This window comes from Methanolobus chelungpuianus (assembly GCF_024500045.1).
Classification (GTDB): Archaea; Halobacteriota; Methanosarcinia; order Methanosarcinales; family Methanosarcinaceae; genus Methanolobus; species Methanolobus chelungpuianus.
Map to the genome: position 1 here is coordinate 801,324 of NZ_JTEO01000004.1, position 12,911 is coordinate 814,234.

The 12,911-nt window shown below is 49.1% G+C and carries 13 protein-coding genes; 8 read left to right on the forward strand and 5 right to left on the reverse strand.

Annotated elements, in window-relative coordinates; translation table 11 throughout:
- Window positions 1-116: 116 nt before the first annotated feature.
- On the reverse strand, window positions 117-881 hold the full coding sequence (locus tag PV02_RS08640; RefSeq protein ID WP_256622969.1) for a thymidylate synthase: 765 nt from the start codon (window positions 879-881) through the stop codon (window positions 117-119).
- Window positions 882-1,029: 148 nt separating this feature from the next.
- On the reverse strand, window positions 1,030-1,863 hold the full coding sequence (gene mtxX, locus PV02_RS08645; RefSeq protein WP_256622970.1) for a methanogenesis marker protein Mmp4/MtxX: 834 nt from the start codon (window positions 1,861-1,863) through the stop codon (window positions 1,030-1,032).
- Window positions 1,864-1,955: 92 nt separating this feature from the next.
- On the opposite strand from mtxX, the gene PV02_RS08650 reads away from it, so the two are divergent.
- The 4 genes from PV02_RS08650 (at window position 1,956) to PV02_RS08665 (ending at window position 7,406) form a co-directional block, all read left to right on the forward strand.
- The gene (locus PV02_RS08650; protein WP_256622971.1) at window positions 1,956-3,548 is read left to right on the forward strand and encodes a replication factor C large subunit; all 1,593 of its coding nucleotides are present in this window, start codon (window positions 1,956-1,958) and stop codon (window positions 3,546-3,548) included.
- Window positions 3,549-4,057: 509 nt separating this feature from the next.
- The gene (locus tag PV02_RS08655; RefSeq protein WP_256622972.1) at window positions 4,058-4,291 is read left to right on the forward strand and encodes an Lrp/AsnC ligand binding domain-containing protein; all 234 of its coding nucleotides are present in this window, start codon (window positions 4,058-4,060) and stop codon (window positions 4,289-4,291) included.
- 136 nt (window positions 4,292-4,427) lie between these two features.
- Entirely contained in the window at window positions 4,428-6,296 is a 1,869-nt protein-coding gene (locus PV02_RS08660) for a DNA topoisomerase VI subunit B (protein WP_256622973.1), read from the forward strand.
- Window positions 6,297-7,406, forward strand: coding sequence for a DNA topoisomerase IV subunit A (locus PV02_RS08665; RefSeq protein ID WP_256622974.1), 1,110 nt, complete (start codon window positions 6,297-6,299; stop codon window positions 7,404-7,406).
- A gap of 3 nt (window positions 7,407-7,409) precedes the next feature.
- On the opposite strand, the gene PV02_RS08670 is transcribed toward PV02_RS08665, so the two are convergent.
- The gene (locus PV02_RS08670) at window positions 7,410-8,144 is read right to left on the reverse strand and encodes a tetratricopeptide repeat protein (RefSeq protein WP_256622975.1); all 735 of its coding nucleotides are present in this window, start codon (window positions 8,142-8,144) and stop codon (window positions 7,410-7,412) included.
- Between the two features lie 85 nt (window positions 8,145-8,229).
- Here PV02_RS08670 and PV02_RS08675 point away from each other — a divergent pair, with 85 nt between their 5' ends.
- Both PV02_RS08675 and PV02_RS08680 read left to right on the forward strand, forming a co-directional pair.
- Window positions 8,230-9,315, forward strand: coding sequence for a mechanosensitive ion channel family protein (locus PV02_RS08675; protein ID WP_256622976.1), 1,086 nt, complete (start codon window positions 8,230-8,232; stop codon window positions 9,313-9,315).
- A 123-nt stretch (window positions 9,316-9,438) separates the two neighbouring features.
- On the forward strand, window positions 9,439-9,996 hold the full coding sequence (locus PV02_RS08680) for a J domain-containing protein (RefSeq protein WP_256622977.1): 558 nt from the start codon (window positions 9,439-9,441) through the stop codon (window positions 9,994-9,996).
- On the opposite strand, the gene cutA is transcribed toward PV02_RS08680, so the two are convergent.
- Window positions 9,997-10,302: a divalent-cation tolerance protein CutA gene (cutA, locus tag PV02_RS08685; RefSeq protein ID WP_256622978.1), complete on the reverse strand. Its 306-nt coding sequence runs from the start codon at window positions 10,300-10,302 to the stop codon at window positions 9,997-9,999.
- 104 nt (window positions 10,303-10,406) lie between these two features.
- On the opposite strand from cutA, the gene PV02_RS08690 reads away from it, so the two are divergent.
- On the forward strand, window positions 10,407-10,916 hold the full coding sequence (locus PV02_RS08690) for a DUF6141 family protein (RefSeq protein WP_256622979.1): 510 nt from the start codon (window positions 10,407-10,409) through the stop codon (window positions 10,914-10,916).
- A 357-nt stretch (window positions 10,917-11,273) separates the two neighbouring features.
- Window positions 11,274-11,687, forward strand: a complete 414-nt coding sequence (locus tag PV02_RS08695) for a hypothetical protein (protein WP_256622980.1) — start codon at window positions 11,274-11,276, stop codon at window positions 11,685-11,687.
- Window positions 11,688-11,693: 6 nt separating this feature from the next.
- Here PV02_RS08695 and PV02_RS08700 read toward each other — a convergent pair whose 3' ends face one another.
- The gene (locus PV02_RS08700; protein ID WP_256622981.1) at window positions 11,694-12,884 is read right to left on the reverse strand and encodes a nucleotidyl transferase family protein; all 1,191 of its coding nucleotides are present in this window, start codon (window positions 12,882-12,884) and stop codon (window positions 11,694-11,696) included.
- Between the last annotated feature and the right edge of the window lie 27 nt (window positions 12,885-12,911).

The following is a 12,911-nucleotide window of genomic DNA, read 5'->3' on the forward strand; positions in this document are numbered from 1 at the left end:
AGAAGAATCGGAGAATGTAACATTTGCTGTATGTTGTATATTTAAAAATGAGAATAATAGAAAATGTCTATTTAAATATAGATAACTGCATGCTTGTCCGGATGATCGGGCCTGCATCACATTTTCTTCTTGCAGTCCGGGCATGCTCTTCCCCGGGTAGTCTGGATAAAGGAATGCTTTGGCGTGATACACCTGCACAGGGGACAGAGTTCGTTCGTCCTGAATATTTTCTCCACTGCCTGCAGGTCTGCCTCATAGATGTGCGTGTCCCAGCCGGTGGCGATAAGGGAACTTATCTCATAGGGAAGGTTCTGCTCCCTGAACACTTTCTTGAAGCCCTCCACTATTGCCGGTATATTTGCGGGGAAACCTCCGAAGGCGTCCCAGGAACGGTACAGGATATATAACCTGACCTGCTTTTCATCGAGCAGCTCCACCTTATAGGCTATCCAGCAGGGCTGGTCCTCGAACTTGGGAATATGGACCTCATTTTCCCAGAGCACTCCCACATGCCTCCTGGAACCCGGGCGCATGTTGGCAACGTTTGTGTTCAGGGTATCATAAGCTGCCTTCCCATACCTGAAAAGTTGCTTTGCATAGCAGTAATCGAACTTCCTCTTGTCGTCCTCAGGAAGTGAGATATACCAGTCAGCATACTCCTCAGTCAGTTCTTCCTTGTACTTGGTGATAAGATTCTCGCCGAAAGGAACTGCCTGATTCACCTGGTTGTTGTTCACGTCCTCTATGTATATGGTTGCATGGACCCTTTTCGTAGTGGATTTGTAATCCGGTTTGTGTAGCTCTCCTTTCTGATATATCTCGTATATGAGTTGCGACCATGCGGAAGAAATGCTTTTTGCCTTTATCAGTACAGCTTCCATTTTCATCATTCCATGTATGCGGGCTTGCCTTGCGGTGAAGAACCTGAATTGACTCTGAAATGTGGTTCCCTAATCACAAGGCATTCAGGGTTAATATAATTATCACTGTGGCAAAGAGAGTGCACGCTCAGTTCTGCTTTACAGCTGTCTAATTCCTGCCCACGAGCGCACTGGCAAGCATTATGGCCTTTGTGTAGTGTCCTCCTACCCTGGAAGTATCCACGAACACATGCCTGTCCATGAGAACGGGCGCTCCCATGCCATCTCCGCCTCCGAGGAAGACCAGTGTCCTGAATATGAGGTTACCGGATATGCCGTCCGGCGCAAGGATGAAATTCGCCTCCTTTATGGCGTCCTCGATAAGTATGGTGTAGTGCTTTGCACTGATACCTTCTTCCCTTATCCTGTTCACGATGAAATCGCCCTCTGCAAGGGTTTGGTCTACACGGGGATCTCTTCCGAGGTCGCCCATCCTGCCACCGGAAAGTACGCCCACCACCGGCTCGATCCCGAACCTGCGTATATGCTCGACCCCTAGACGGATAAATGCTATCTTGTCCGCCAGGTCGTTCCCTTCATCTATTCCTACGGGTGCTATGAAGAAAGGTTTTCCTTCGCTAGTCTTGAGCAGTGCTATACGATGGAGCTTATCCTGATCGAGTATCCTTTTGAGATGGGAGAGGGTGCCGGAAGCTTTTGCAGTGCCTCTTACCGCAGCATCAACGTATCCGGACTTCAAAAGGTCTCCAAGCACTATCTCCGGCTCGTTGGTGCCGACGATCTCGAGGTCCGTGCCAATTGATTCGATCTCTCTCTTGTCCCCTACGAGGACCACATGGGCATATCCTGCATCATGGGCGTCCTTTGCGCTCTTCAGCATTTTTGAGGTGGGGTCTCTGACGCCTATGGCAACCCGTGCTCTGTTCTGCAGAGCCCTTTGCTCTATGACTCCCAGCAGGTCTCCTGTTTTTTCCGGTCCCATGTCTAAATACCTACCATTAGTGATATCAATCAGAACAGACAAAGATGTGCAAACCTTAATTAGTTTTCCCGGATATCCGGTGATGATCATCTATGACTGTGCAGATGGAATGGGCAGAAAAATACAGGCCAGGAACACTCTCTGACGTGGTGGGCCATAAGAAACCGATCGAAGACTTGCGTAAGTGGGGTGACAGCTGGGTACATGGTACTCCTGAAGTAAAGGCTGTTATCCTTCACGGCCAGGCAGGCATCGGTAAGACTTCGTCAGCTCATGCCATGGCTGCGGATTACGGCTGGGAGGTCATAGAGCTTAACGCCAGTGACCAGAGGACCGCAGGGGTGATCGAGAAGGTCGCAGGCTCGGCATCTCAGATGCGCACACTGACCGGTATGTCGGGAAGAAGACTCATCATCCTTGACGAAGCTGACAACCTGCACGGCACCAGTGACAGCGGAGGAGCACGCGCGATCATCGATGTGATAAAGAACACCAGCCAGCCTATCATACTCATAGCCAATGACATCTACGGGATATCCTCTACCCTGCGCGCACTCTGTCTTGAGATTAAGTTCCCGGCCATCCAGGCGCGTTCCATGATCCCTGCGCTCAGGGAGATAGCAAAAGCCGAAGGGCTCGTGTGCGGAGTAGGTATGCTGGAGAAGATCGCTGAGAATGCAGATGGTGATTTCAGGAGTGCTGTCAACGACCTGCAGGCAGTGTCCATGGGTCGCACTGAGATCCGTCTTGAGGATATTTCCACCGCTGAGCGCGATAACAAGGAATCTGTCTTCAGGGTGGTGGGAAAGATCTTCAGAGGCAAGAGCGTCAAGTCTGCTCTGGAAGCCAGTTACACCCTGGATGAGACCCCTGAGGATCTCATCCAGTGGATAGACGAGAACCTGCCGCAGCAATATAAGGACAAGGATGAGGAAAAGATCACTCCTGATATTGTGGAGGCCTATGGATATCTATCCCGGGCTGACCGTTTCCTTGGGCGTGTGCGCAGGCGGCAGAACTACAGGATGTGGCGCTACGCCAGCATGCTTATGACCGGCGGGACCGTGGTATCCAAGTCCCGGCTAAGGGGTGGCGGCTTTGAGAAATATCAGCCTCCTTCCCTGTGGAGGAGAATGGGGCAGATCCGTTCCAGGCGTAACATGAGGGACAACATCGCCTCCAAGATCGGGGCACACAGCCATGAGTCCATGCGCTATTCCCGTACCGAGCTTGCATTCGTCTATTCCCGCCTGCTGGAAGACGATGATTATGCAGCTCAGGTTGTTGCAATTCTTGATCTTGATCCGGATGAGCTCGTGCAGCTTACGGGTAACAAGAAGCTGACAAAGAGATTGCAGGAGGTCTATGACCGCTCCCGCAGCCTGCGCCCTGAGTCAGATGAAGGTCCTGCCTTTTTCACTCCTCCTGCTGAAAAGGCCAGAATATCCAAAAAAGGGCCTGATCAGTTAAGCCTTGATTCCCTGATGAGTGTAAAGCCTGCTGTGAAAGAGCCTGTTTCTCCGAATGAGGACAGTTCAGGATATGATCCGGACCTCAGTTCGGTTTCTGATACCGGTGCAGCCCCCGCTTGTGACTCTAACTCCGGCACTGCTTCAGGATCCGGTGTCAATTCCAGCAGGAAATCTGTCCAGAGGAAGCCTCAAAAAACGCTTTTTGATTTCTAGTCCTTACTTTTTTATTTATTCGGTAGTTTGCCGGCCTGTTTGCTGAATGATCTTCGATCGTTGGTAGCATGCATTCTAATGCATATTTACTAATATACAGATTATAACGGATATTCTCCATTAGTTATATTATACTGGTTGCTTTTGGTTCTGATCTGCATGCGCTCATAAGAAAACCGGGCTGATGGAAAACTACTGTCTATTTAATTCATCAGTACAGGACAGTCTTAAAGTGGAGTATGAGCGGGTCGGGGAGTGGGGGTTATTGTCAAAAAGAAGATACCCCGCTCATCTAAATCTTGTATATGTTTTGTTGGTATTTATATTTAGTGGTGTTCATCATCATAATGATAATAATCACATTTGGGTACGTATGAGTTGTATGGAACTGGAAGTATAGAAACTTTTCCTGTTTTTCTGGTAATGTGGCGCGGGACATGGCAATTATTCGTTCCAGGATCAAAGAAAACTGCTAAATATCATGTATCCCTCTCCTATGTGGTGATCAAATGGTAATCGGAGTCACGATGGTAAACGTTCTGCCCGGTAAGGAGCGGGCTGCCTACAATGAACTTCACAGGATAGAAGGGATCAAGGATATCTATCATGTGTTTGGAGAATATGATTTTGTGGTTATCATCGAGGTGGAGGACCTCGGTCATCTTAATTACATCGTGGACCTGATACGTGAGACCGAGGATGTGACTGCGACCCAGACCATTGTTGGAGCCGAACTCAAGTGAGTATCCGGGTCCCTGTCTTTACATTTTTCATTTCCTGCACTTCTCAAAAAGATTCAATATTCTTTATATTTTCTACGTTATTTATTTATTACATTACTCTGATGTTCTTACCAACATTGAAAAAGGAAGACATTTTATGGCAACTCCCATTGCAGAAGAACTTGCGAAGAACCAGAAGTCCATTAGTGTTGCAGAATTCTTTGAGAAGAACCGGCAGATACTTGGATTCGATTCCGCTCCCCGCAGCCTGATAACAACGGTCAAGGAGGCTGTGGACAACTCCCTGGATGCCTGTGAAGAGTCCCAGATACTGCCTGATATCCTGCTTCACATAGAAAGGTCCGGGAAAGATAACGTTGTTGTTATCGTGGAGGATAACGGACCCGGCATAGTCAAGGAGCAGATCCCGAAGGTGTTTGCAAAGCTCCTGTACGGTTCAAGGTTCCATGCCCTCAAGCAAAGCCGCGGACAGCAGGGCATTGGTATCTCCGCATCTGTTCTCTATGCACAGCTCACTTCCGGTCATCCTGCAAAGATCATTTCCAAGATCGGGCCCGGAAAGCCTGCCCATTATTACGAGCTCATGATTAACACCAGCACCAACGAGCCTGAGATCCTCAGGGACGAGGTCGTTGACTGGGACCGTCCCCATGGCACCCGTATAGAGCTGGAGATGGAAGCAGCCTACGTCAAGGGCAGAAGGCAGTCCATCTATGAATATCTCAAAGCCACCGCAATTGTGAACCCTCATGCGAGGGTCACTCTTTTCGAACCGGACGGAAATGAGGTGATCTTTGAGAGGGCAACCGACAAGATGCCTGTTCTTGCAAACGAGATACTTCCGCATCCACATGGAATCGAGCTAGGGACCCTTATGAAGATGCTGCGCTACACCGAACGCCAGAAGCTCTCTCCTTTCCTGCGTTATTCCTTCTCAAAGATAGGCCACCTCACCGCGGAAGAGATATGCAAGGCCTCGGGACTTGACCCGGAACTGGACCCTCATGAACTTAACCGTGACCAGGCGAAGAAGCTGCTGGATGCATTCTCCAGGGTGAAGATCATGGCACCTCCGACGGATTGCCTCTCTCCGATCGGCGAGGATCTCATCTACAAGGGGCTTGAGAAAGAGTTCAGCGTGGATTTCATCGCCACGACCACGCGTGCGCCCTCTGTCTTTTCCGGTAACCCGTTTGTGGTGGAGGTAGGCATCGCATACGGCGGCGATCTCCATAAGGACGACCGCATAGAGATAATGCGCTTTGCCAACAGGGTCCCCCTGCTCTACCAGCAGGGTGGGTGCGTCACTACGCATGCGATCGAATCCATTAAATGGAAGCAGTACGGTCTGAACCAGCCGGGAGGGGGTCTTCCCAGCGGCCCTGTGGTTATACTCATCCACGTGGCATCCACCAATGTTCCCTTCACATCCGAATCCAAGGATGCCATAGCCGATATTCCTGAGATCCAGGAGGAGATCGGGCTTGCTGTGAAAGAAGTGTCAAGAAAGCTCAGCAGGTATCTCAGCAAGCAGGACACCCTTAAGAAACGCCGCGAGAAGGAGATAATCATCACCAAGGTCCTGCCCAAGATGGCCCAGAAACTTGCACAGACCCTCAACAGGGAAACCCCTGACATAGGCCCGGTTGTTGCAAAGGTAATGGGCAACCTCCTGGTTCACAGGGTAGTGGAAAGCGATGGCAACGGCGGCGTGAATGTCGCGATCAAGGTGAAGAATTTCTCTGCAAGGAAATATGATTTCAAGGTGCATGACATGCTCCCTTTTAAAATAGAAGGCCCGGTACCCCAGCCTAAAGTAATAACTATGGGAAACGATTACGATTACATATGGGATGTAAGCATCGCCCCGGGAGCTTCCAAGGTACTAAAATATTCCGTGGCAACCCTGGGTGAAAAAGAAGTCTCCAAGCTGCCCGTGCTTATCGTGGAGGGTCTTGACGAGGAACTTGTAACGGGTTCAAAGGCCATAAGGGGGGTGAACTGAATGGCTGAACAAAGGTCCGAACAGAAAAAAGAATACGATGCTATAGCAAGTAATCGCCTGCTGGGGCTTGCCGAGGAGCTCTACAACCAGTTCCTTGACGAGACCATTCCCAACGTGAACTTGCCAACACGTACCAAAAAGAATATTGAGTACAGCGATGAGAGCGATGTATGGGTATACGGGGACCGTGAGACCGAAAGGAGCGCCAAGACCGTCAAAGGGGCTTTCCAGCTTCTCAAGACCACGCATGTGGTGGACTTCCTTGTGAACAACCACCTGAAGGAAAATCGCGGGTCCACATTAAGAGAATTATATTACATCTCCGAGAACTGGGACATCGCAAAGTTCCGCGAACAGCCGGAGAGTGACAGGCTTATCGAAGACCTTGAGATCATATCCGGTCTGCAGAGGGAGTACTTCCACATGCGCCCTGAAGAGGACGGTGCCACTATGTTCGGCCCGGTACGCATACGGGAGGATACGAAAAGGGGTAACAGGGAAATCCACTGTCAGGAAGATATTGGTGAGAGCGGCTACCAGATCCCCTTCAATGTAGAGAATATCAATTTCCTGGACCATGATGCCAAGTTCATAATAGCCGTTGAGACTGGTGGAATGTACGCAAGGCTGATAGAGAACGGTTTTGATGAGAAATACGATGCGGTGCTTGTTCATCTGAAGGGACAGCCTGCCAGGTCCACAAGGCGCATAATCAAGCGCATGAATGAAGAGCTCAAATTGCCTGTAGTGGTATTCACTGACGGTGACCCCTGGTCGTATCGCATATTCGCTTCTGTTGCCTATGGTGCGATCAAGAGCGCTCACCTCTCGGAACACATGGCCACACCAGGCGCACAGTTCATAGGTGTGCAGCCCTCGGATATCGTGGAGTACGAGCTTTCCACTGACAAGCTTACCGATAAGGACGTTGCTGCACTCCGGAGCGAACTCACGGACCCCCGTTTTGAGAGCGATTACTGGAAGGAACAGATAAACCTGCAGCTTGAGATCAATAAGAAGGCTGAGCAGCAGGCGTTTGCGGGAAAGGGCCTGGACTTCGTCACAGATACCTATCTGCCCAACAGGCTCACGGAACTTGGGATAATCTGAGGTTCACCCCTCAGACACTTTTTTTGGCCTGAAGTGCCTGCAGATAGCAGTTGCTGATACGGCCGTTCCTCTGGAATCGTGGTGCCTGCAGACATTCCTTTGCTGGAAAGTACAGACGGCGCAGCAATACACATGCCTGTTAAGTTTGTCCTCGATCGCTTTCTCTTTTATCAGGTCCTCACCAAAGCCTTTGTAGTATTTTATGTCGCTGTGGCTGCACTTCATTGCATGGGACAGAAGGGTCCTGACACCCGGCGGCTGCCAGTCGGTATATATTTCGTTGACCGGAACTTTTGCAGGTTCGACATATATGTTCTTCACTCCAGTTCTTACTTTTGTGTCCGTGGAGCCCAGCAGTTGCTCTTCCAGCCTCTTCAGCTTGTCATTCCCGGGGTCAGACCTGAGCCCCTTCCTGACAAAGTTCAGCGCCGCTTCGTTCTTACCCAGGTGCTTCAATGCAAGGCTTTTATTGTACAGTACGGCAGCAGGATCCGGTATCATATTACCTGCATTCCCCGCCAGAGTACCTGAGGTGTTCAGCAGTCGGTCATAGCAGCCGATGGCCTTCTCAAACTCTCCCTTCCGGTGGTAGAGCATACCTTTCTGATTAAGTGCCACAGCATCATACGGGTTAAGTTCCAGCGCCAGCGTGAAGTAATGCATCTTGCGGTCCGGGTCTGTTTCGCGCAGGCCCTGGGCGGTCCACCTGTGTGAGGCTGACTTTTCTTCTCTGCTCATTGCTGTTCGAATTCCTTGGATCTTATTTTACCCTTTGCACAGGCAAATAAACATGTTTATATATTTAGTACCCGAATTCCGGCTTATGTTCCTTAATGAAACCATTCCTCGCTATGTCGGCGCTCTCATAGGGCCTCAGAGAGGGGTATTTGAGTCGGATATGGCCATGGCAGTCAGCATACTTGTTGCTTCTGTTGTACTCGCTTTCATAGCCGACCTGCTCTTCGGGAAAGTGCTCCTGCACTACACATGCAAGACCCGTTATGAATGTGATAATCTTATTGTGGCAGCTGTCAGGAAGCCCATCTATTATACTTTTATCATTTTCGGATTCTTTGTTGCGGCGGAGATCGTATACCCGGAGAATGATGTAGTGGAGTTCATTTCAGGTATCTTTTTCACCTTGCTGGGCATTGTATGGGTTATTTCCTTATTACAGATCAACAAGATTCTTTTCAAGCATGTCTTTACTCACCTTGTGAAAAGAACAGATACCACGATGGATGACGAGCTGCTACCTCTTTTCAAGAACCTGGTCAGTGTGCTTATCATCTTCTTCGGGTTCCTTGCCATACTGAGGGGTGTGTGGGACCTTAACGTCACGCCTCTCTTTGCCTCTGCCGGTCTGGCTGGCCTTGCGCTGGCCTTTGCGGCCCAGGACTCTATCTCTCAGCTATTTGGGGGTGTCTCCATATATTTTGACCAGCCTTTCAAGATTGGTGACCGGATAGAAATAGACGGTGGAGAGATAGGCATTGTTCAGGAGATAGGAATACGCAGTACACGGCTCATCAACATGTATAACAATATGATAGTCATTCCCAACAATATCATTGCAAACAGCAGGATCGTAAATTACACTTCTCCCGAGTCGACCATGATGGTGAAAATACCAATAGGCGTTACTTACGGTTCTGATGTTGAGAAAGTTAAGAACGTATTACGGGAGATCGCAGGGGATGTAGAACAGGTATTGGACATCCCTGCTCCATATGCGAGATTTGAGAACCACTCTGATTTCAGCCTTGATTTCGCCCTGATCGTATGGATAAAGAATCCGGGTGACAAGTTCACTGTCATTGACCGGGTGAATACCCTGATCAACAGGAGATTCAGGGAGGAGAATATCGAGATACCTTTCCCTACGCGTACTCTCGTCATGGCAAAATGACCCTTGGTCCTTTTGCCTTATTTTCTCATGTGCGGCATGTCCTTGCCAAATCATTTATGTGGGATCACCCAGAGTATATATGGGTAGGGTGGATAGTAGATACCGACAGGGGTTACTATTGACATGAGTGTGCCTGATTATTACTCTGTTCTGGGAATGTCTCCGGGTGCTTCGCAGGAGGAGCTCAAGAAAAGATATCGTGCTCTGATGACCAAATATCATCCGGATCTGAATCATGCTCCCGGCGCTGAGGAACGCTCCAAGCGGATAAACGAGGCCTACGGCATACTTTCAGATCCCGAGAAGCGAGCCAGGTATGACCGCAGTTTCCATCTTCACTCTCCGGGATTCACAGCACCCTGGGGAAGTTATGGCAGCGCTTACGGCAACCCGGATGAAGGTAACAATTACAGCAATTTCCGGAATCATTCCTATGGGAATTTCACTTACAGGACCTATACATACCGGAGGGGTCCCGGCAGCCCGAAAACTGCAGGCAGCACAGGTTTCCACGGGATGTTGCTTCGCTCTGTACTCAAAGTGGCAGCTTTGTTAGCGGTCCTGTGGCTATTGGTGCATTTCTTTGTGCTTTTCGTGTTCCTGGCATTCATGATGATGCTGATCTACCTTGTATGTATCGTCCTGGGACAGCTCCTGGCTATCTTTTTAGGCAGGCGGTGATCAGTGGGTGGAATCGCTGATCCATATCATGTAATCATGGTCGCCCTTGATCTCCTGAAAAGTGATCGCCGGAAGATCATAGCTGTGCATGGCACGGATACTTCTCCTGATCTCCTCCAGTCTTTCAGAAGTGCTCTTGATCGAAAGTGCGATCTCTTCCTCTTCCTCTACTTTTCCCTGCCACCTGTAAACTGAAGTGACGGGATACATGTTGACGCATGCCGCAAGTTTTCTCTCCACAAGGGCTGAGGCTATTTTCCTTGCCTCATCCATATCTTTTGTTGTAGTGTGAATCTCTATATGCATTCTATCAATAGACCATATCCTGCTTTGCTTATAAACTCTTATTTCACTTTCCGTAGTATTCTTTAAGGGAAAATCTTATAAGTGGGACTCTCTGTGAAATCAATATGGATTCGCATGAGCATGTTCTTTTCAGGGAGGAGCAGAAGTTCAACCAGCTATGGCTCTGGGTACTTGTACTTGTGCCCGTGTCAATAGCATGGTATGCTGCCATAGAACAGCTGGTATTTGGAAGCCCCTTTGGCGGTAATCCTGCATCTGACAGTAGCACTTTCCTATCCCTGGTGCTTTTTGGCATACTCCTGCCTCTCTTCATGTCTTCTCTGCGCCTGGTGACAGAGGTCCGCGGGGACGGGCTGTATATTCGCTTCCGTCCTTTCCACGGGTCGTACAGGAAATTCCCCTTCGACAGCATCCTGTCCTGCAAGGTGCAAACCTATCGGCCTGTCAGGGATTACGGGGGATGGGGCATACGCTACGGAATAAGAGGAAAGGCTTACAATGTGAGCGGTAGCAAAGGGCTTATGCTGGAGTTCGTGAACGGCAAGAAACTGCTTATTGGCTCGCAACAGGCTGAAGAGTTCGCAGCAGCCATGCCCTGCAGTTCCGAAGCCTGATGAAATATACTTTAAACGGCAGTTTGATGTTTAGTGTTTGATATAGCAAACATTCTATATGCCCGATTATCTATTTTACATCGTATATTCTTGTATGTTCTATTTCCTGTCTTCCTGCTGTATCTTTCAATTTGCCGGCCAGGTGGGATGCCTTAACAGTACTTTCAAAGATTTCCCTGTACTGAAGGCTTGTATGAATATTATGAATGCTCTTACCTGCAATTCATAAACGTATGGCAGATGCATAACTCATGTATGAAGATCCATGCTTTTGCATACGCGTACGCAAATATATGCTCCTCCATTCTATTAATTACATTTTTATATTTGGATGTTGTATATTCTTTCGATTAATGTATGAATACTCTCTATAATCTAAGGGAATGGATATATGAATGCGAAAGGTTCCTGTTCCTTGCAGAAGTGCATTTCCATAAAGAGGATGTCGTCCCTTCACATCATCGGTTCGCCTGTGAGATGAATGGAGCACTGCTGGAAGCAATGCTCGACAGGGCTAAGGAGATATACAGAACTCACCCTCACCGTCTAGGCTTTACTTCCTGTCTTTCATCGCATGAAATGGGTATGCTTAAAAGGACCCTTGACGGGATATGTCGTGAGGATTGGGAGAGCATGTGTCTCGAAAGTGTCCTTGAGTCCCAGAAGATCCTCCATGGACTAGGCCAGGCTGTGGACAGGGATATCATGCAGACGTATGAGTCGAAGGGTTATCCTTCTTTCTATAAGCTATGTGGCGTAAGATACGCCTGAGTGTCGTTATCCCTGATACCTTCTCAGCTTCCTGGATGATGTGCCGTCGTCATTATAGGCATCCAGTGGGATGATATCGCAGATCTCAAGAACGTCCTTATCTGCAGCGAGCTCTACGTCCTGCCTGTGGAACACGAGGAAACGTGTGCCGTATTTTCTGAAGTGCTTCAGCAGTGTCAGCTTATTCTCTCCTTCCCGGTAATATTTCTCATTGAATATGCGGTTGAGGGTATCAGAGCCGATCAGGAAGCTGCAGCCTGGAAAGAGCATTGCCTTATCTGCAAAAAGAGGTGCATTTGTCAGGTATATGTCCCCGAAGAATTCCTCGTTCCCATATATTTTCAGCGAACTAAGCCTGTTTTCCAGGGATATGAAGTCGATCGGAGGCTTGTCCACGTTAGCAAGGGATATCTCAAATGTAACAGGCAGGCCATATCGCTCATAAGCGAGCTTTGCCATAGCAGCATGATTCTTATGACACGGGTTAAAAGAGCCGGAAAAGACTATTCCCGGAACTGCAGGGTCATTTTCTCTATTGCAGGCCACCAGGATGCTCTTCCTGTCATAGCGACTTTCCTTTAGAAGGATGCTTAAAAGCAGTTCTCTCTGATCGTGAGTGGCACTAACCTCCCTTTGCTCCAGTACCCGCTGTTCAGCGTGTGAAAGACATGAGTCGCACTCAGCAGATGTTATTCCGCAGAGCCTTGCTATGGCGTGTATCATAAGGTCTGAAGCCAGCTCTTCTTCCTCCTCCCTACTCCTGTCCTCCAGCAGGGATATGCTGATAGTGCTGGTTGATGATACTGATTGTGAGGCAAAGTGGATCTCGTGTGCTCTGCCACTCCTTTCTTCTGGCCTGGAAAGTTTGCAGGTAGCTGCGATGCCAATGACATGATCCGGCAGTCCTTCGGGACCTGCCATTTCCAGTGCCCTTCTGAAAGCGGCCATTGCCATTTCCCTTGCGGTATCACCTGAACAGTATCTCTCCGGCTCTTTTCCGATGTAATCCCGGAGTGCATTCTCATGATATGGCACAACAGCTTCAAGCAAAGTCGCCGAGCCTCCTCCGTGTCTCAGGAGCTCTCCTATGGCACCTGCCCCGCCTCCGGTAACTGAGAGCACCAGCATGCAGGGGGATGCATGTATACTCTTTATCATGCACTCAAGATCACTCCTGGTTATTTCTTTGTCTTTCACCGGATAGCACCTGTGATCCTTATGGTC